Here is a 17,444-nt window from a genome sequence, read left to right as displayed (position 1 = left end):
TGAATTTGTGATGGCGCTAAACCCGAACTTGGTTGCGCTAACTGCGTCAAACCCGCCTGTTCATGTCCTGAACGACCGTGGTAAGACGCGCCCAACCGCCGGTTTTCCCGGTACACTGCCCCAAAGGCGCCTCAGGGCCCAAAGCCCCCGCGCCGCCACAGGAGAAGATACACATGACATCTGGACGGGTTAACCCGCAATTCCGCCTCGAGGATCAGGGCATCGAGGGTCTGGGCAATGTCTATTATAACTTCATGGAACCGTCGCTGATCGAAGAAGCGCTGAAGCGCGGCGAAGGTACACTTGGGAATGGCGGTGCCTTTCTGGTCACCACTGGCAAGTTCACCGGTCGCTCGCCCAAGGACAAGCACGTCGTCAAAACCAGCAGCGTGGCTGACACTATCTGGTGGGAAAACAATGCCGAGATGACCCCCGAGGGATTTGACGCCCTCTACCAAGACATGCTGGCCCATATGAAAGGCCGCGACTATTTCGTGCAGGATCTCGTCGGTGGTGCCGATCCGACCTACGCGATCAACGTGCGCATGGTGACCGAGCTTGCCTGGCACAACCTGTTCATCCGTCACCTGCTACGCCGCCCGGATCGCGAGGATCTGGATGAGTTCACCGCGGACTTCACCATCATCAACTGCCCCAGCTTTCAGGCTGACCCGGCCAAACATAACTGCCGCAGCGAGACGGTTATTGCGCTGAATTTCGACCGCAAGCTGATTCTGATCGGCGGCACCGAATACGCGGGTGAGAACAAGAAATCCGTCTTTACCCTGCTGAACTACATGCTGCCGGAAAAAGGCGTTATGCCGATGCACTGCTCGGCCAACCATGCTGTCGGAAACGCGGTCGATACCGCCGTGTTCTTTGGTCTGTCCGGCACCGGAAAAACAACCCTGTCCGCTGATCCTTCGCGCACGCTGATCGGAGATGACGAGCACGGCTGGTCAGATCGGGGCACCTTCAACTTCGAAGGCGGCTGCTATGCCAAGACCATCAACCTGAACGCCGAAGCCGAGCCGGAAATTTATGCGACCACCTCGAAATTCGGCACAGTGATCGAAAACATGGTCTTTGACCCCGAGACCAAGAAACTGGATTTCGACGACGACTCGCTGACAGCGAACATGCGTTGCGCCTATCCGCTTGAGTATATCTCGAACGCCTCCAAAAGCGCGCTGGGTGGTCATCCGAAGAACATCATCATGCTGACCTGCGATGCCTTTGGTGTACTGCCTCCGATCGCGCGGCTGACGCCTGCACAGGCAATGTATCACTTCCTGTCGGGCTTCACGTCAAAGGTGGCGGGGACCGAGCGTGGCGTTACAGAACCGCAACCCACCTTCTCGACCTGCTTTGGTGCGCCGTTCATGCCGCGTCGCCCGGAAGTCTACGGAAACCTGCTGCGCGACAAGATCGCCCAGCACGGCGCGACCTGCTGGCTGGTCAATACAGGCTGGACCGGTGGCGCCTATGGTGTCGGCAGCCGGATGCCGATCAAGGCCACCCGCGCCCTGCTGACCGCAGCGCTGGATGGTTCACTGCGCGACGCCGAGTTCCGCAAGGACGCCAATTTCGGCTTTGACGTTCCCGTCTCTGTCCCGGGCGTCCCCGAAGTTCTGCTTGACCCGCGTCGGACCTGGGATGATCAGGCCGCATTCGACAAGCAGGCCGAGAAACTGGTGCAGATGTTTGCCGAGAACTTTGAGCAGTATCTGCCGTTCATTGACGACGACATCAAAGCCGTCGCAATCGGATGAACGAAAAAGGGGCCGTCAGGCCCCTTTCTTTTTGCCGATCCGTAGCTTTTTTGCTGTCCGCCGAATACTCATCTTATAGTTGTATGTCGTTAAAAGCACATACAAGTGCGTTGTTTCAAAGTGCGATCTGCGCTAGGCATATTTACTGTTGAGACGAAAAAGCCCGGCACATTCGCGCCGGGCACTGACTGAAAGGACTTTATGGAAGCTCATATGCGCACACTCACAACGCTGGATTGAGCAACCTAATCAGGCTTCTAGTCTAAGTAAACGGGGATGAGTGTCAACATGGGACTGGCTGGTTGGTATTGCTATCAGTGTGGTTCAAATGGTCGCGGACATGCGGCGGTTGGCACAGAAAACTACAGGTAACACCATGACGGAAATCTCGAAACTCACCGAACTACGCAAATTGATGCAAAGCATGGAGCGGACGCTTGGGCTGGAAAAACTATCTCCGGTTGAGCGCGACATTTATTACGCCGCGGAAGAGCTTTCAAAATCCACTCAGGAAGTGCGTACGTTCGGTTTGATCGAGCATACTTTGGTCCAAAGCATTTCACGCCCAACTTTTTTCCGCGCGCTGAAATCGCTGGTCGAAAAAGGCTATCTTTCGCAAAGCGGCAGCGCCAACCGCGGGCGGTACATCGTTCATGCCCCCAGATGACGCGCCCCGTGCGCGCACGGTGATGTGATCGCAATGCGCGGCTGGGCGACTGACACCCTTGCGGCTTCACTGGCTTATGTGCTGGCGTCGATACTGACCTTCGCCGTGCTTATGCCAATGCAGAACGTGTTTTTTCCGGAATACCCAAGCCGGGCGAGCCTGCTGTTTTTGCCGCATGGCGTGCGGGTTCTGTCGGCCTGGTTGCTGGGGTGGCGCGCAGTATTTGCGTTGCTGCCGGGTGTGTTCATCGTCTTTGCTTATCTGGCGGGAACGGATGTTTTCCTGCCCACCCGCCTGCTGGCAATTGCTGTCGCGGTTCTGACAGTTCCTGCGGTTTTCTATCTGCTCAAGGCCGTCGGATGGGACCTGTTCCCCAACCCGAACCGCAAACCCTGCTGGATTTGCGTTATGGGCGTGGGCATAGCCACATCCATTCTGGTCTCTGGCCTGACCAATCTGGTCTTTGGCAGTGCAACGGTTGAGTACATCGCCTTCCTTATCGGCGACATCTCGGGCCTGTTCTTTCTGATGCTGGGTCTGTATTTCGCGTTCCGGTTTGCAGACAGGCGACCGGGCTAGCACCTCAGCCCATCAGGCCACGCCGCAGCAGGTTCAATCCCGCTACCAGTAAAACGAACAGCGTCGCCTTGCGAAAGCTGGCCTGATCGATGCGATCCTGCAATTTCAAACCAACCCACATGCCAAGCATGGCAGGAAAGATCAGTATTACTGAAAACGGAACCGTTTGCACCCGCAGAAAACCGGACCAGACATGCGCGGCCAGTAACATGACCGCCCCCAATCCATAGATGACGCCCTGAATTCGGATCTGCTCGGCCTTCGGGGTATTCAAAGCCGTCAGATAAGCAACTGTGGGGGGACCCCAGATGCCCGACATGCCACCCACGAACCCGGCGACGCCGCCAACAATAGCCTCAACACCGGTTGATGGATGATGTAGCACCAGCCTGACGCCCAGAACCTGCACAAGGGCGAAGAAGGACACGAATGCACCGATCAGCAGCAGGAAGACCGAGCCGGGCACCAGCGTAACCAGCTGTGCGCTCAGCACCAGAAAAATACCGCCAACGACCAGGAACACCCGAAATCGTCGAATAGAGCTGAGTGCGGCGCTGGCGCCCCCGCGAAAAGCCTGAACGCCGTTGGTGACAAGGGTCGGCAGAATAAGCCCTGCCAGGGTCAGATCCGGTGGCAGAAACGAATTCAGGCCAGATACAAACACCATGGGCATGGCAAATCCAACCATGCCCTTGACCCATCCGGCGGCAAAGGCGACGGCGATGGCAAGTAACAGCTCTTGCGGCGACAGAAGGGAAAACAGGTCCATGCCTTCTAGATATCATCTGGATTTTCTTCTGCATTGCAAAAATGATAAGGTAATTTTTGAACTTTCTAGCAGCAAATTGAGTATTTTTGTTGCGCTGCACGTGCAGCATGATATGACCAGACGACCGAGGAAAGGACGCGATTCATGGCCCATGACGGACAGGATATGACCCAAATGACAACTGATGCAGTTTTGCCCGATCTTCTGGATTTAACGCGGGCCGCCGTGCCTGCTGTGGACGCCGTTTTTGAAAAAGCCCGCGCATCCGTGCGTGGCATGGTGACTGCTGAGGGCCGGGTTTCTGGCGCATTGATCGAAGCAAATCAGACCGCCGCGCATGGTCTGGCCTGGCTGGCGACATATTCGCAGTCGCTGCAACAGATGCAGCGCTGGGCAGAAGCGCTGCAAGCCGATGGTAAATTTGGCGAGATCGAGCAGTTGCTGCACCAGATAGCCTTTGGCGAATATCTGCACCAGGTCGCGGGCGGAATTCCGATGAACCAGGGCGAGGTGGTGCGTCTTCAGGATATGGGTCTTGGCTGGGACGCGCTGTCGGGCTTTCAGTCGACCGAAGTGCAGACCCTGATGGCGCGGGCCAATTCTCAGGCTGCGCGCAGCCGTCTGGTTGCACTGATGCAGGATCAGGCCGGAGCTACGATGTTCGGCGCGTCCGGTCTGGATGAAGAGCTTGAGATGATCCGGGACCAGTTCCGCCGCTACGCGCAGGAAAAGGTCGAACCAAACGCGCATGACTGGCACCTGAAGGATGAACTGATTCCGTTGGAAATCATTGAAGAACTGGCGGAAATGGGCGTTTTTGGTCTGACCATCCCCGAGGAGTTCGGTGGGTTTGGCCTGTCCAAAGCATCAATGTGCGTGGTGTCCGAGGAACTGTCGCGTGGCTATATCGGCGTGGGTTCGCTGGGCACCCGATCCGAGATTGCGGCCGAGTTGATCATCGCGGGCGGCACCGACGCGCAAAAGGCACAGTGGTTGCCAAAGATCGCCAGTGCCGAGATCCTGCCGACCGCCGTTTTCACGGAACCTAACACCGGTTCAGACCTTGGCAGCCTGCGCACGCGCGCGGTCAAGGATGAGAATGGCGATTACAAGATTACCGGCAACAAGACCTGGATCACCCACGCCGCGCGGACCCATGTGATGACCCTGCTGGCGCGGACCAACCCCGACAGCACCGACCACCGCGGCCTGTCCATGTTCCTGGCGGAAAAGACACCGGGCACTGACGAGAACCCCTTTCCCACACCCGGCATGACCGGTGGCGAGATCGAGGTGCTGGGCTATCGCGGCATGAAGGAATACGAGCTGGGTTTTGACGGCTTCCACGTCAAGGGTGAGAACCTGTTGGGCGGCGAAGAAGGTAAAGGTTTCAAGCAGTTGATGGAAACCTTCGAAAGCGCGCGCATCCAGACCGCCGCCCGCGCCATCGGCGTCGCACAGTGTGCGCTGGACATCGCCATGCAATATGCGATCGACCGCAAGCAGTTCGGAAAATCTCTGATCAACTTCCCGCGCGTGTCTGGCAAGCTGGCGATGATGGCGGTCGAAATCATGATCGCTCGTCAGCTGACCTATTTCAGCGCATGGGAAAAAGACCACGGCCAGCGCTGTGACCTTGAGGCCGGTATGGCCAAGCTGCTTGGTGCGCGTGTGGCCTGGGCTGCGGCGGATAACGGGTTGCAGATTCATGGCGGCAACGGCTTTGCGCTGGAATACAAGATCAGCCGCGTTCTGTGTGACGCGCGTATCCTTAACATTTTCGAAGGGGCTGCCGAAATTCAGGCACAGGTCATTGCACGACGTCTGCTCGGGTGACCCATTTCGGCAGTCCTGTTTCCCCGACTGGCCCGGCGCTTGCGCCGGGTCTTTTTCCTGTATTGTACAATCTGTACGCGGTCCGAACCGTGCAGAGTACGTTTTGTACAAAACATTCCAATGCCCCTCGTGGCCCGCGTGACGGTCACAAATGACCCTCGTGCTTCAAAACTTCCCCCTTTGATCCCGCCCCTTTCACCGGTAGAGCATCAGCCGGACACGAGACGGAAAAATAACTTTTGGGAAACCGCATGACCCGATCTTTCCTTGCCATGTGCGCTGTTCTTGCGGCTCTTGCTCTGGTGGCTTGCACCACCTCGCAGCCGACGGTGAGCCGGAGTGATGTGGACGCGCTGGCGCAATCGATCCGGGGGCTTGGGGCGGAGGTCGATCCGGCCGAGGCACAGCAAGCGGCCACGATTGCCTATGCCTATTCGCAGCAGCTGAAGCAGGACTGGAATGTCACCGACCCGGCCATCATCCACAACGCCAAGGTCATCAACGGGTTCCGCGAAAAGGGCCTGTGCAATGACTGGGCCGAAGCGATGACCAAACGCTTGCGGCAGGAAAATTTCCGGACGCTGGACCTGAACTGGGCCACGTCGCCTCCGACCCCGTTTCGCATCATCCACCATTCGGCATCGATCAGCGCCAAGGGGGACACGATGTATGACGGTATCATCCTCGACCCCTGGCGCAACAGCGGCGCCTTGTTCTGGGCGCCGGTGCGAGAGGATACGCGATACAACTGGGCACCCCGGCTGGAAGTGCGCGAGCGGCTTCTGAACGGGTCATTGCCCTACTGACCCGGTTTCGCCGATAGAGCTGATACGCTAGAACCCTGCCATGACACGCCTGATCCTGACCCTGCCTTTGATGGCCCTGTTTCAATGCGACAGGGATGAATCCGTTGCCGCCTATGGCGCGGCAGACCGGACATGGGCGCTGCAGGAAATCGACGGACAGCCCTTTGCCGCCAGCGCCCTGCTGCGGTTCCCCGAAGAGGGCAGGATCGCCGGAAACGCCCCCTGCAACAGCTATGACGGCACGCTGAACGCGCCCTACCCGTGGTTCGAAATTCAGGACCTGAGAGCAACGCGGGCCGCCTGCGCCGGGCTTGAGGCCGAAGGGGTCTATTTCGCCGCCCTTTTGGCCATGACCCAATCCGAAGTGTCGGGCGATGTGCTGATCCTGCGCAATGAGGACGGGCACGAGATGGTGTTCACAGCCGCCGAGTGACCTGATCCACAAACCGCGCGCGCGCCTCGGGCAGTGGGTTATGCCCCAGCGCGGGGGCGACGCGATGGTTCAGGAAATATCCGGTTGTGCACAAAGCCTGCGCAATCTCGGCATCCGGCGCGGTGCCTTCGCCCCGCAGGCAGGGCGGCAGCGGCAACAGCTTGTCTGCCCATTCCCCCGCCCCTTTGACACTGACGGCGCGCCCGGTCTTGGGCGACACATAGACCAGCTCCTCGGTTGTGCCGGTCGCGGCGCAGGCGGTCAGATCAAGGCCAAAGCCAAGCTCGTCCAGCAACGCCAGTTCCCATCGCAGGTAGGCCAGCGGCCAGATCTCATCCTGTCCCAACAGGTCCATCAACCGCTCGGTCCGGGTATAGAGCGCCGGATGCGCCTCTCGTTCGGGCAGGCAGAAGGACAAAAGCGACACGACGGCGTTCAGCCCGGACAGGGCCAGCCGCCCGGAAAACGCCGCCGCCGCGCGCGAGCGCAGGGGTTCGACCTGAAAGGTGCCGATATGTTCCTCCAGCCGCGCACGCCACAGCACATCCAGCTGTGCGCCGGGTTGCAGGATCGGTGCGATCTTGCGGCTGGTCCCGCCCCGCACCACACCGGCATGACGCCCGTGGGATTCGGTAAAGACCTCGACAATCGCCGAGGTTTCGCCGTGGCGGCGAGAGGTCAGTAGGATGCCGTGATCGCGCCAGTCCAATTCGGGGTCCTGTCGGTGATAAGTTGTGGTGTTCCCAGAAAATCGTGAAGGGTTCCGTTCTGCAATGGTTTTGCGCATCAAACGCGGAAAGATAGGTGAAACGCTTGGTCCGACGGCAGGGGACTGGGCATTTATGCGGACAACCCGGACACCGTTAAATGCGACACGATGGGATTTGTCACCTGAGTCAACAGCGTTTCACCGACGGGGAAACCGCCTTTCGGCATTGCTTATTAGCGTATGGTTTGTTGCCCAGATTGATTTGAAAACAGGAAACGCCTCTTCGTGGAACAGCGTGTGGGCAGCGCCACCGTCACCGTCGTCAAGTAGATCCGCTATGGCCTTGGACAAGGCAATAAGACCCAGCATCTGCTGCGCGTTATCGGCCATCCTTGCCTTTTCCTCGTCGCTAAGGTCTTTGTTCGATTGAAGTCGTGCGAGAAGCCGGTTTGCCTTCGGCAAATACTGGTTTTTGGCAACCTCTCTGAGGTTTTCAGCGTATGACAGGCCCACTGCGATTTCTCTGGCCATCCATCCGCCTTCAAATGAAATTATTGCCGTTGTCATCAAGAAATGCAGGTGACGACTATCATGTTCCGCTTCGCGAAAAAGCCGGAGCGCATTTTGAGTCCGTATCATTTCGGCGCGCTCACCAGAAGTGTCCTGCGCTGAAGTTACCGACGTGCCAAGTGCCAGAATAACAGTAATTATCGCGATAGCGGGCAGCAGTCTATTCACATTCGCCCTCCCCTGATTCAACCACGATAGTATAGCACATGCCGTCGCTTAAGTCCGCTCTGGCCTCAAAGCCGACATGCGTCTGGCCCGCTACTCCAGCCCCTCTTCGCCCAGCAGGTGTCGGCCTTGCCGGTCTTCGACCTCGATCACCCAGAGGTCGGGGTCAAAGCTGCGCTGGCGCTGGATGGCGTGATCCACGTCGCCCTCGGGGCCAGAGGACAGTTCGACCCATGTGCGTTCGCCGCTCATCAGATCAAAGCTGCGCTGAAAGGCGGTGGCCTGCCCGTCGAGCGTGTTGAGCTTGACCAAAACCGCGCCCGCGGTGTCATCGCCATGGGCCACAACAAAGGCGGGGATTTCCTGAAACCGGAGCCGCGCCAGATAGGCGTGAACCCAGAAATCAGCGGTCAGGCGGGTCATGCGTTGCCGTCTTTGAAATCCAGACCCATTTCCGAATAGCGCTCGGATTCCTCAAGCCAGTTGGGCCGGACTTTCACTTGCAGGAACAGGTGGATCTTGCGGTCGAGGAACTCTTCCAGTTCCGCCCGCGCGGCCTGACTGACGGCCTTGATCGTCTCGCCCTTCTTGCCCAGAACGATGCCCTTGTGGCCGTCGCGCATGACATAGATGACCTGATCGATTCTGGCCGAGCCGTCCTTGCGTTCTTCCCAGGTCTCGGTCTCGACCGTCAGCTGATAGGGCAGTTCCTGATGCAGGCGCAGGGTCAGCTTCTCGCGCGTCATTTCAGCGGCGATCATGCGCAGGGGCAGATCGGCGATCTGATCTTCGGGATACAGCCACGGGCCTTCGGGCAATTCGCCCGCCAGCCATTTGCGCAGGTCATCGACGCCGTGGCCTTTCTCGGCCGAAATCATGAAGGTTTCGGCGAAGGGGTAGCGCGCGTTCAGGTCGCTGGTCAGGGCCAGCAGTTTCTCGGACGGCACCTTGTCGATCTTGTTGATGGCCAGCGCGATGGTGCGGCCCTGCCCGATCTCGGCCAGCCCTTCGAGGATGCGTTCGACCCCTTCGGTGATGCCGCGATGCGCCTCGACCATCAGCACGACGATATCGGCATCGGCGGCCCCGCCCCAGGCGGCGGCGACCATGGCACGGTCCAGACGGCGGCGCGGTTTGAACAGACCCGGCGTGTCCACAAAGACCAGTTGCGCATCGCCTTCCATCGCAACGCCGCGGATACGGGCGCGGGTGGTCTGCACCTTATGGGTCACGATCGAGACCTTTGCCCCGACCATGCGGTTCAGGAGGGTGGATTTGCCTGCGTTGGGCTCTCCGATCAGGGCGATAAATCCGGCGCGTGTGGTCATGTGTCTGGCAATCCTGTCTGCAACTGCGCCCCCCTATAGCAGAAAGGGGCGGCGGGCCAGAGGGATTTGTCGCATTGCGGCCCTGCGTTTGCGGTGGCAGGACAGGCATAGATGCCCAGCCAGTTCCAGCCCGGCAGCAAATCCTTTCAATGAGGTTTTCATGAAACGTCGCGAGTTTCTTCTTGGAAGCGGTGCTGCCGCCGGTGCGTTCGGGTTGGGCGGATGGTCGCTGGCGGCAGGTGATGCAGCACAGGAGCTGGTGCTGCAACCTGCCAGTTACCGGCTGCGAGAAGGGCTGACCACAGGGATGGTCAGCCTGTCGCCCGATGCGCCGCCGCCGGTTCTGCATGGGCGGCAGGGCGAGCCTATGCGGCTGAGTGTGCGCAATACGCTGCCGGATTATACCTCGATGCACTGGCACGGGTTGCGCATCCGAAACGAGATGGACGGGGTGCCTTACCTGACCCAGATGCCCATCGGCGAGGGCGAAAGTTTCACCTATGAGTTCACGCCACCGGATGCGGGGACCTACTGGTATCACCCCCATTGCATGACGATGGAGCAGATGGCGCGCGGGCTGACCGGCGTGATGGTGATTGCCGAGCCGGAAGAGCCGGGGTTCGACAGCGAACAGGTGATCAATCTGCGGGATTTCCGTCTGGACGAGGATGACGCGTTCCTGCCGGCCTATACGGCGCGGGGTGCGGCGCGGGCGGGCACGTTTGGTACAGTGCAGACCGCCAACTGGCAGAGCGAGGCGGTCTATGAGCATGCGGCGGGCAGTCTGGTGCGGCTGCGGGTGGTCAACACGGACACGACCCGCATCTACAAGCTGCATCCCGAGGGGGCCGAGACCCGGATCATCGCGTGGGACGGGCATCCGGTCGAGATCGACCTGCCGGTGCCAACGGCGGATGAACCGCTGTTGCTGGGCCCCGGTCAGCGGGTGGATTTTGCCGTCCGGATGCCCGAGGGCGAAGGGCAGACGGCGGACCTGATGGCCAAGTTTCCCGGCCAGCCGCACCGCGCCATGGCGCGCTTGCGGGCTACTGGCACATCAGCGGCGCGCGATCTGAGAGAGCTGCGCCCGCTGCGGGCAAATCCCGTTGCGCGCCCGGATCCGAACCGGGCGGAATTGCATGAGTTCGTCTTTGGCTGGACCCCCGAAGGCGGTGCCCCGAATGACGGGTTCTGCGGCACGCTGGGGTATAGTTTCTGGTCGATCAACCGCAAACCATGGCCGGGTGATGCGGCGCAAGGCACCGGGCCGCTGGCGGTTCTGGAACAGGGCAAAAGTTATGTCCTGCGGCTGCGCAACGAGTCGCCCAACCTGCATCCGATCCACCTGCACGGGCTGGCCTTCGTGCCGCTGCGATCCAACCTGCGCACCCTGCCACCGCTGATGACCGACACGATGCTGCTGTTGAAGGATGAGGTGGCGGATATCGCGCTGTTGGCGGACAACCCCGGCGACTGGGCCTTTCATTGCCATGTGATCGAACATCAGAAAACCGGGCTGACCGGGTTTTTCCGGGTGGAGTGATAAATGAAAGCCGTCGGCCCGACACCGGACCGACGGATAGAACGGATCAGATCACGGGTGACGGCGCAGGATGGGGTTAAGCACGGCAACAAACACGATGCCGTACAAAACGTGGCCGATCAGCGCGACCCATGTGATCCCGACGAAGTTCAGGAACGGCGGCAGACCGGCAAAGGTCGTGACACCTCCGATTGCAAACACCCACAGACCGAATCCATAGATTGCCGAGGCTGCCAACATGTGGACCGGACCCAGTACCTTGACCCAGATTGGCTGGAAAATAAGGAACCAACCCAAAGGATAGGCAATCAGGCCGACAATGTAGAAATGCACGAAGAAGCCCAGAAAAGCGTTGCTGGGCAAACCCAGACTGGACAGCAAACTCTGCGCCAGACCTTCGGGTGACAGGTTGGCCCAGCCGATCCCCGGACTGACAACTTGCCCCCAGAAATCGAAGGCCATGGTTGCCACAAACCCGGCAATGAACAGGAAGCCGATATTGACGAGCGAGAGTTTTGCACGTTGCATTGGATTGCCCTTATACGTTGTTTCCCGAGTGCTTTGACCTGCCGCAGTCTGACGGGTGCCAAAACGACTGATACCCAGATACAGGTCGTCTGTCGTGGCTTCTATAGTCTTCAAGTTAGATTGAAGTTTGTGACAGGCCGAGCTTCAACAGGGATCAGCCGACTCGCTCCAGCAACGCCTTGGCAGCCGCCTGTTCGGCCTGGCGCTTGGAGCCTGCGGTGGCTTGCGCCTCGGTTCCGTCCTGAAGGCGGGCGGCGATGGTGAAGACGGGGGCGTGGTCGGGACCGCTGCGTTTGACCTCGACATAGCTGGGCGGTTTCTGGCCGCGCGCCTGTGCCCATTCCTGAAGCGCGGTTTTGGCGTCGCGGGCGTCGGCCTCGACCTTGTGGATGCGGTCGCCCCAGAGGGCGAGGATGACATCGCGGGCGGCTTCGAACCCGGCGTCGCGGTAGATGGCAGCAATCACCGCCTCCATCGCGTCGCCCAGCAGCGCCTGTTTGCGGCGCCCACCCGAGAGCATCTCGGACCGGCCCAGTTTCAGCACCGCGCCCAGATCGATCTGGCGGGCAACATCTGCACAGGCCTCTTTCCGGACCAGCGCGTTGAACCGGGGCGCAAGCTGGCCTTCGGAGGCTTTCTTGTCGGCCTCAAGCAGCGCGGTGGCCATGACAAGTCCCAGCACGCGGTCCCCCAGAAACTCCAACCGCTGATTGTCGGGCCGGGTCGACGATGAGACCGAGCCGTGGGTCAGCGCACGCACCAGCAACTCGGGGTTGGCAAATTCATACCCCAAACGCTGCTGGAAGGCCTTTATCTCGGCTGAGAGCTTCAATTGACCGCCTTGAAGAAGCGATCCCCGCGCCAGGTCCAGAAGAACAGCATCGACCGGCCGGCAGACGAGAACATGATCCGGTCGGCGCGACCGATCAGGTTTTCGTAAGGCACATAGCCAACCCCGCCAGCGGATTGCGGCAGGCGGCTGTCAGCCGAGTTGTCGCGGTTGTCGCCCATGAAGAAATAATGGCCCTCGGGCACAGTATAGATGCCGGTATTGTCCGAGCCCTGATTGCCGATATTCAGCACGTCATAGGTGACGCCGTTGGGCAGGGTTTCGATCAGGCGCGACTTTTCACAGGCGCCGCCAACGCCAACGGGGCCGTTTTCGCAGCGCGGGCGCAGGCGTTGCGGGCCCTGCGGTTCGGCGATTTCGGTGAATATGCCGTCAGGCTGTTGCGGAACCGGTGTGCCGTTGAGGATGATCTGCCCCTCACGGACCTGAATGCGGTCGCCCGGCAGGCCGATCAGGCGCTTGATATAATCGCGCCCGCTGACCGGGTGGCGGAAGACGATGACATCGCCGCGCACGGGATCGCCGCCCCAGATGCGGCTTCCGTCGTCGCCCTGCATCCAGCCACAGAGATCTTCGGCGTCGATATTCAGGCCGACACTGGGGATGATCAGGCTGGGACATGAGGCGTAGGAATAGCCGTAGGCCATCTTGTTGACGAAGAGGAAATCGCCGATCAGCAGCGTCTGCTTCATCGAACCGGACGGAATCCAGAACGGTTGAAAGAAGAGGGTCCGGAACACGCCCGCGATCAGCAGGGCATAGACGATGGTCTTGATCGTTTCCCAGACGCCGCTTCCGGTTTTGGCTTCCTCGGCCATACTGCTCTCTCCAGTTCTCTGTGCTTGGCTTCGCTGCTACATGCGGGGGGGATGGGGTCAAGTCAAGGCTGTGTGACGTGATCTTGCAGGGGACGCGCCTCGATCACGACAAAGGCCTGTGCCCAGGGGTGGTCATCGGTCAGCGTGACGTGGATGATCGCCTCGTGCCCTGCGGGGGTCAGTTCGTTCAGGCGTTCGGCGGCCCAGCCTGTGACATGCATCACCGGCTGCCCGGTGCGCAGGTTGGTGACGGCCATGTCCTTCCACGAAATGCCCATGCGCAGGCCGGTGCCGAGCGCCTTGGAACATGCCTCTTTCGCGGCCCAGCGTTTTGCATAAGTGCCTGCGGTATCGGCGCGGCGTTCGGCCTTGCGCTGTTCGGTGTCAGTAAAGACACGGTTGCGGAACCGGTCGCCGAACCGGTCGAGCGTGCCCTGAATGCGGTCGATATTTGCAAGGTCTGTGCCGATGCCGAGGATCATGTGGCTCTCATTTCTCTGGTCGGGCCAATCAACGGCAATTGATGACCACACGCAAGCGGTTGGTTGCCGCATTCCGTGATATACTTTACCGGAATGTTCAATTTTTACGTTGGTGTGGGGGGACGCAATGTCGAAAATTCCGTTCATGGCAATCGCGGTGGCTGGCATTGTCGCAAGCACCGTTTTCCCCGCTTTTGCACAGGATTGCGGAACCGAGGATACCCCCTGTCAGGTAGGAGAGTTGTCCTATCGGGTGGTTCTGCCCGAGGCCGCGCCCGAGCCGCCAGCTGTTATCTATCTGCATGGCTATGGGGCAACGGCGAATTCAGCCGTGAATCTTTCCGGCCTCGCGGCGGCCTTTACCGACCGCGGCATCGCCTTTATCGCGCCGAATGGTCAGGTCGACATTGGCAACCCCAAGGTGTTGGACTGGGGGGTGCATGATGGCTATCGCTGGCCGCGGGATGATCTGGCCGCGCTGGAGCAGATCAAGGAAGACGCCATTGCCCGTTTCGACCTGAACGCAGATCGCATTTTGCTGGCGGGGTATTCACGCGGCGGATCACTGGTTTGGGACAAGGCCTGCACGGATCATTCCTTTGCCTTTGCCTATGCCTCGGCATCAGGGGCTTTTTGGGAGCCAATGTGGCGGCGGTGCAGCGGCCCGGTTCACATGCATCATTCCCACGGATTTGCAGACCGGACCGTCCCGCTGGAGGGGCGTTTTGTGACCTTTGGGGACTATGATTTCGAACAGGGCAGCGTTTTGAAATCCATTGAAATTCTGACCAGAACCAATGGATGCGGGCAGATGGCAAACAGCGTTGCAACAGAAGGCGCATCCTGGCGAAAGAAGTGGAGCAAGTGTCAGGACGGTTCTGTCACCCTGGCGCTTGGGCCACATGGCCACGGCAGGCAGCCCGGTTGGGCCGGTGCCGTGGCGGATTGGTTTCTGGAAATCTCGAACGCGCCCTAGCGCTTCCACCGGAATTTGCCGAGATCTATTTGCGTGCGTTTGCCAGGTCTGTACCGATACCGAGGATCAGTTGTGTCAGCTTCTTTCACCGCCAAAAAGCGTTCGTTTTGCCTGTATCGATTGCGATAGCACGGCTCGGCATATGCCTATAGAAACCGCTGCCCAAAACAGCAGAGCACTGTTTCTAAAAGCGAAAGCCGAAAAATCAAATTGGTGCCAATACCTGAAGTGGTAAAACAATGCTGCGAGTTGCATAGCCCACAACACCGCCACTGAAAGACCAACCATGTAGGCTGCGTTGTACCACAATGTGGCGTTTGCGGTTATTTCAGAAAACCTCTTTGACCATGGATGTGTGAGAACCACTGCTGCCATAATGCTGGGGGTCACAAAGAAATCGACCGGAAAGAAAAACACACCTTCGAGGCCCAGTTTTTCCCGGGCAAAGCCCGACGAAACCGACAGCATCATACTAACAACGAAACAAACCACGTACCAAACCCGGTTAAACAACAAGGTTTTTTGCTCGGATGTCCAAAGGTTGATCACGACAACCGCACCGTCAGGATCTTGTAACTCGCCACGCCAAAGAACCCGGCGAAGGCGAAATCGAACCAGCGGCGGGCACGGCGGTAGGTGCGGACCATGCGGGCGGATGAGAACAAAAACGCATAGCCGATGAAGATCATCAGTGATCCCGCGTACAGCATGGCGAAATAGCTCAGCAGCATCGGCAGGCTGGCATCGCTTGGCGCGACGATGGCATAGATCGACCCCCAGCTGAGGATTGCCTTGGGGTTGGTCAGGTGGATCGCCGCACCTTTGGCAAAGATCGTGGGCAGCGTGCCGGTGACCGGTTTGCCCAGGGCGACCTCATCATCCGAGGTCATCGCGCGTTTCAGGGCCTTCAGCGCCAGCCAGCCCAGATAGGCCACGCCGACATAGCGGATCACCTCGAACAGCCAGACATTGGCCAGCATGACCGCCGACAGGCCCAGCGCTGCGGCAATGCCCCAAGCGGCCGATCCGGCGCAGATGCCAAGGGCAAAGGCCAGCCCGGCGGTGCGGCCTTCGTTCATGGCGGTTCCGGCAATGCCCATCGTGGCCGGGCCCGGAGAGCCCCCGGCCATCAGCCAGGCGAACCAGATGGCGATAAAGCCGGGGGTGATCACGCGCGCGCCTCGTCCATCAGACGGCGCATTTCCCGAATGGCGGGGGTGAGACCCAGAAAGATTGCCTCGCCAATCAGGAAATGCCCGATGTTCAGTTCCATGACCTCGGGGAAGGCGGCAACCGGCTTTACGGAGTCGTAGGTCAGGCCATGGCCTGCATGGACCTCGAGCCCCAGAGAATGGGCGAAGGTGGACATCTGGCGCAGCGATTCAAGCTCGCGCTCGGCGGCGTCCATGCGGCCTTCGGCGTGGGCGTCGCAATAGGCGCCAGTGTGCAACTCGATCACCTCGGCACCGATACGGTGCGCGGCCTCGATCTGGCGCTGATCCGCGGCGATGAAGATCGACACGCGGCACCCGGCCTCGCGAAGCGGGGCGATGAAATGGGCCAGCTTGTTTTCCTCGCGCGCGACTTCGAGCCCGCCTTCGGTGGTGCGTTCCTCGCGCTTTTCGGGAACGATACAGACGGCGTGCGGCTTGTGGCGCAGGGCGATTTTCTGCATCTCGTCGGTGGCGGCCATTTCAAAGTTCAGAGGCACCGACAGAACCTCCATCAGGCCGTCGATATCGGCGTCCGAGATATGGCGGCGGTCTTCGCGCAGGTGCGCGGTGATGCCGTCGGCGCCGGCCTCTTCTGCCAGCTTGGCGGCGCGCAGCGGGTCAGGATAGGCCCCGCCGCGCGCGTTGCGCACGGTGGCGACATGATCGATATTCACACCCAGACGCAGACGGCTTTCGGACATCATTTGGTTCCTTTTGCAGATTTTCGCCCCGACCTTAGCGATCTTGGCGCGGGACCGGCAGATGTTTCTCCGGCCAGACGTTTGATTTCTTCAAACTTTGCCTTGATCTTGGCGCGGCGGCGCAGCTGGTAGGTCAGGATCAGCGGCAGGCTGAGGTAGTAGCAGATAATGCCCGCCACGATACCGGGGATGATGCCGCCAATCATGTAGGGATAGAAAACATCATCATAGAACTGCCCCAGCCCGTGCCAGTCGGCCACGCGGTCCGTGAACAGGGCAAGAAGATTGTTCTTGAGGTCACCGATGGCGTCGGCAAATTTGCCCATCAGCCCCTGCGTGTCGCCTTCTTCATATTCAGTGCCCAGCAGGAAATGCCCGGTTTGCAGGCAGATCACCCCAATCGGGACATATGTCAGGGGGTTGCCGAAGAACGTGCCGCTGAGGGCGGCCAGAATATTTCCCTTGATCAGCCGCGCACCAAGTGCCGCAACCAGAAAGTGCAGCCCGTAAAACGGCGTGAAGGATGCGAAAACGCCCGCCCCTATGCCACGGGCGATCCGGTCAGGGGAATCCGGAAGGCGGCGGACACGGTGTTTGACATAGTGGAAGGCGCGGGTCCATCCGCCACGCGGATAGACGAGTTCCGATGCGACCTGAACAGGAGAGCGTCGGTCTCGGCGCTTGAATACCACCCGTGA

The 17,444-nt window shown here is 59.8% G+C and carries 22 protein-coding genes; 8 read left to right on the top strand and 14 right to left on the bottom strand.

Annotated features, from left to right (window positions below):
- Positions 1-173: 173 nt before the first annotated feature.
- From ACR0DS_RS12500 to ACR0DS_RS12490, 3 genes are all read left to right on the top strand, one after another.
- Positions 174-1,772, top strand: coding sequence for a phosphoenolpyruvate carboxykinase (locus ACR0DS_RS12500; RefSeq protein ID WP_480546208.1), 1,599 nt, complete (start codon positions 174-176; stop codon positions 1,770-1,772).
- A gap of 376 nt (positions 1,773-2,148) precedes the next feature.
- Positions 2,149-2,439 (top strand): hypothetical protein, encoded by a 291-nt coding sequence (locus ACR0DS_RS12495; RefSeq protein ID WP_209506363.1) that lies wholly within the window; start codon positions 2,149-2,151, stop codon positions 2,437-2,439.
- Between the two features lie 33 nt (positions 2,440-2,472).
- Positions 2,473-3,018: a hypothetical protein gene (locus tag ACR0DS_RS12490; RefSeq protein WP_267364195.1), complete on the top strand. Its 546-nt coding sequence runs from the start codon at positions 2,473-2,475 to the stop codon at positions 3,016-3,018.
- Between the two features lie 4 nt (positions 3,019-3,022).
- On the opposite strand, the gene ACR0DS_RS12485 is transcribed toward ACR0DS_RS12490, so the two are convergent.
- Positions 3,023-3,787, bottom strand: coding sequence for a sulfite exporter TauE/SafE family protein (locus tag ACR0DS_RS12485; RefSeq protein WP_480483751.1), 765 nt, complete (start codon positions 3,785-3,787; stop codon positions 3,023-3,025).
- 144 nt (positions 3,788-3,931) lie between these two features.
- On the opposite strand from ACR0DS_RS12485, the gene ACR0DS_RS12480 reads away from it, so the two are divergent.
- The 3 genes from ACR0DS_RS12480 to ACR0DS_RS12470 all read left to right on the top strand — a co-directional run bounded on the left by ACR0DS_RS12480 (position 3,932) and on the right by ACR0DS_RS12470 (position 6,862).
- Positions 3,932-5,623: an acyl-CoA dehydrogenase family protein gene (locus tag ACR0DS_RS12480; RefSeq protein WP_480483752.1), complete on the top strand. Its 1,692-nt coding sequence runs from the start codon at positions 3,932-3,934 to the stop codon at positions 5,621-5,623.
- A gap of 251 nt (positions 5,624-5,874) precedes the next feature.
- Positions 5,875-6,429, top strand: coding sequence for a hypothetical protein (locus ACR0DS_RS12475; protein ID WP_480559690.1), 555 nt, complete (start codon positions 5,875-5,877; stop codon positions 6,427-6,429).
- Positions 6,430-6,469: 40 nt separating this feature from the next.
- Complete coding sequence (locus ACR0DS_RS12470; protein WP_480483754.1) at positions 6,470-6,862, top strand: META domain-containing protein; 393 nt, start codon at positions 6,470-6,472, stop codon at positions 6,860-6,862.
- Here the strand turns inward: ACR0DS_RS12470 and recO are convergent.
- The 5 genes from recO to ACR0DS_RS12445 all read right to left on the bottom strand — a co-directional run bounded on the left by recO (position 6,846) and on the right by ACR0DS_RS12445 (position 9,796).
- A complete protein-coding gene (recO, locus tag ACR0DS_RS12465; protein ID WP_480559688.1) occupies positions 6,846-7,571 on the bottom strand; it encodes a DNA repair protein RecO in 726 nt (241 codons plus the stop codon). The genes ACR0DS_RS12470 and recO overlap by 17 nt on opposite strands.
- A gap of 198 nt (positions 7,572-7,769) precedes the next feature.
- A complete protein-coding gene (locus ACR0DS_RS12460; protein ID WP_480559686.1) occupies positions 7,770-8,309 on the bottom strand; it encodes a hypothetical protein in 540 nt (179 codons plus the stop codon).
- Between the two features lie 90 nt (positions 8,310-8,399).
- The gene (locus ACR0DS_RS12455) at positions 8,400-8,729 is read right to left on the bottom strand and encodes a DUF1491 family protein (protein ID WP_209598772.1); all 330 of its coding nucleotides are present in this window, start codon (positions 8,727-8,729) and stop codon (positions 8,400-8,402) included.
- The gene (gene era, locus ACR0DS_RS12450) at positions 8,726-9,634 is read right to left on the bottom strand and encodes a GTPase Era (RefSeq protein WP_209506233.1); all 909 of its coding nucleotides are present in this window, start codon (positions 9,632-9,634) and stop codon (positions 8,726-8,728) included. The genes ACR0DS_RS12455 and era overlap by 4 nt, the downstream gene beginning before the upstream one ends.
- Positions 9,635-9,667: 33 nt before the next feature.
- On the bottom strand, positions 9,668-9,796 hold the full coding sequence (locus ACR0DS_RS12445; RefSeq protein WP_480616751.1) for a hypothetical protein: 129 nt from the start codon (positions 9,794-9,796) through the stop codon (positions 9,668-9,670).
- Here ACR0DS_RS12445 and ACR0DS_RS12440 point away from each other — a divergent pair.
- Positions 9,795-11,177, top strand: a complete 1,383-nt coding sequence (locus ACR0DS_RS12440; RefSeq protein WP_480559684.1) for a multicopper oxidase family protein — start codon at positions 9,795-9,797, stop codon at positions 11,175-11,177. The two genes, ACR0DS_RS12445 and ACR0DS_RS12440, sit on opposite strands and share 2 nt — an antisense overlap.
- Before the next feature lie 51 nt (positions 11,178-11,228).
- Here the strand turns inward: ACR0DS_RS12440 and ACR0DS_RS12435 are convergent, their stop codons facing one another.
- The 4 genes from ACR0DS_RS12435 to acpS form a co-directional block, all read right to left on the bottom strand.
- On the bottom strand, positions 11,229-11,705 hold the full coding sequence (locus tag ACR0DS_RS12435; protein WP_480483757.1) for a hypothetical protein: 477 nt from the start codon (positions 11,703-11,705) through the stop codon (positions 11,229-11,231).
- Between the two features lie 154 nt (positions 11,706-11,859).
- The gene (gene rnc, locus ACR0DS_RS12430) at positions 11,860-12,537 is read right to left on the bottom strand and encodes a ribonuclease III (protein ID WP_480483758.1); all 678 of its coding nucleotides are present in this window, start codon (positions 12,535-12,537) and stop codon (positions 11,860-11,862) included.
- Positions 12,534-13,373: a signal peptidase I gene (gene lepB / locus ACR0DS_RS12425; RefSeq protein WP_480473873.1), complete on the bottom strand. Its 840-nt coding sequence runs from the start codon at positions 13,371-13,373 to the stop codon at positions 12,534-12,536. The genes rnc and lepB overlap by 4 nt, the downstream gene beginning before the upstream one ends.
- 62 nt (positions 13,374-13,435) lie before the next feature.
- Positions 13,436-13,855, bottom strand: coding sequence for a holo-ACP synthase (acpS, locus tag ACR0DS_RS12420; protein WP_209506227.1), 420 nt, complete (start codon positions 13,853-13,855; stop codon positions 13,436-13,438).
- A 127-nt stretch (positions 13,856-13,982) separates the two neighbouring features.
- Between acpS and ACR0DS_RS12415 the strand changes: the two genes are divergently transcribed.
- Complete coding sequence (locus tag ACR0DS_RS12415) at positions 13,983-14,831, top strand: CE1 family esterase (RefSeq protein ID WP_480483759.1); 849 nt, start codon at positions 13,983-13,985, stop codon at positions 14,829-14,831.
- A 75-nt stretch (positions 14,832-14,906) separates the two neighbouring features.
- Here ACR0DS_RS12415 and ACR0DS_RS12410 read toward each other — a convergent pair whose 3' ends face one another.
- From ACR0DS_RS12410 to ACR0DS_RS12395, 4 genes are read right to left on the bottom strand one after another with little or no spacing between them, the layout of a single operon-like run.
- Positions 14,907-15,380, bottom strand: coding sequence for a hypothetical protein (locus ACR0DS_RS12410; protein ID WP_480559682.1), 474 nt, complete (start codon positions 15,378-15,380; stop codon positions 14,907-14,909).
- Positions 15,377-16,003: a LysE family translocator gene (locus tag ACR0DS_RS12405; RefSeq protein WP_480559680.1), complete on the bottom strand. Its 627-nt coding sequence runs from the start codon at positions 16,001-16,003 to the stop codon at positions 15,377-15,379. Before ACR0DS_RS12405 ends, ACR0DS_RS12410 begins: the two co-directional genes overlap by 4 nt.
- The gene (locus ACR0DS_RS12400) at positions 16,000-16,746 is read right to left on the bottom strand and encodes a pyridoxine 5'-phosphate synthase (protein ID WP_209598891.1); all 747 of its coding nucleotides are present in this window, start codon (positions 16,744-16,746) and stop codon (positions 16,000-16,002) included. The genes ACR0DS_RS12405 and ACR0DS_RS12400 overlap by 4 nt, the downstream gene beginning before the upstream one ends.
- Positions 16,746-17,438 (bottom strand): DUF2062 domain-containing protein, encoded by a 693-nt coding sequence (locus ACR0DS_RS12395; RefSeq protein ID WP_480559678.1) that lies wholly within the window; start codon positions 17,436-17,438, stop codon positions 16,746-16,748. Before ACR0DS_RS12395 ends, ACR0DS_RS12400 begins: the two co-directional genes overlap by 1 nt.
- Positions 17,439-17,444 lie beyond the last annotated feature (6 nt).

Source organism: Ruegeria sp. AF5 (assembly GCF_056541905.1).
Note: the sequence above shows the minus strand (reverse complement) of the source record. Positions and strands in the feature narration are given on the sequence as shown.

What these genes read in the sequence shown, in the direction of transcription:
- ACR0DS_RS12500 (WP_480546208.1), top strand. Translation starts at nt 174, where the DNA reads ATGACATCTGGACGGGTTAACCCGCAATTCCGCCTCGAGGATCAGGGC.
- ACR0DS_RS12495 (WP_209506363.1), top strand. Translation starts at nt 2,149, where the DNA reads ATGACGGAAATCTCGAAACTCACCGAACTACGCAAATTGATGCAAAGC.
- ACR0DS_RS12490 (WP_267364195.1), top strand. Translation starts at nt 2,473, where the DNA reads ATGCGCGGCTGGGCGACTGACACCCTTGCGGCTTCACTGGCTTATGTG.
- ACR0DS_RS12485 (WP_480483751.1), bottom strand. Translation starts at nt 3,787, where the DNA reads ATGGACCTGTTTTCCCTTCTGTCGCCGCAAGAGCTGTTACTTGCCATC.
- ACR0DS_RS12480 (WP_480483752.1), top strand. Translation starts at nt 3,932, where the DNA reads ATGGCCCATGACGGACAGGATATGACCCAAATGACAACTGATGCAGTT.
- ACR0DS_RS12475 (WP_480559690.1), top strand. Translation starts at nt 5,875, where the DNA reads ATGACCCGATCTTTCCTTGCCATGTGCGCTGTTCTTGCGGCTCTTGCT.
- ACR0DS_RS12470 (WP_480483754.1), top strand. Translation starts at nt 6,470, where the DNA reads ATGACACGCCTGATCCTGACCCTGCCTTTGATGGCCCTGTTTCAATGC.
- ACR0DS_RS12455 (WP_209598772.1), bottom strand. Translation starts at nt 8,729, where the DNA reads ATGACCCGCCTGACCGCTGATTTCTGGGTTCACGCCTATCTGGCGCGG.
- era (WP_209506233.1), bottom strand. Translation starts at nt 9,634, where the DNA reads ATGACCACACGCGCCGGATTTATCGCCCTGATCGGAGAGCCCAACGCA.
- ACR0DS_RS12440 (WP_480559684.1), top strand. Translation starts at nt 9,795, where the DNA reads ATGAAACGTCGCGAGTTTCTTCTTGGAAGCGGTGCTGCCGCCGGTGCG.
- ACR0DS_RS12445 (WP_480616751.1), bottom strand. Translation starts at nt 9,796, where the DNA reads ATGAAAACCTCATTGAAAGGATTTGCTGCCGGGCTGGAACTGGCTGGG.
- ACR0DS_RS12435 (WP_480483757.1), bottom strand. Translation starts at nt 11,705, where the DNA reads ATGCAACGTGCAAAACTCTCGCTCGTCAATATCGGCTTCCTGTTCATT.
- lepB (WP_480473873.1), bottom strand. Translation starts at nt 13,373, where the DNA reads ATGGCCGAGGAAGCCAAAACCGGAAGCGGCGTCTGGGAAACGATCAAG.
- acpS (WP_209506227.1), bottom strand. Translation starts at nt 13,855, where the DNA reads ATGATCCTCGGCATCGGCACAGACCTTGCAAATATCGACCGCATTCAG.
- ACR0DS_RS12415 (WP_480483759.1), top strand. Translation starts at nt 13,983, where the DNA reads ATGTCGAAAATTCCGTTCATGGCAATCGCGGTGGCTGGCATTGTCGCA.
- ACR0DS_RS12400 (WP_209598891.1), bottom strand. Translation starts at nt 16,746, where the DNA reads ATGTCCGAAAGCCGTCTGCGTCTGGGTGTGAATATCGATCATGTCGCC.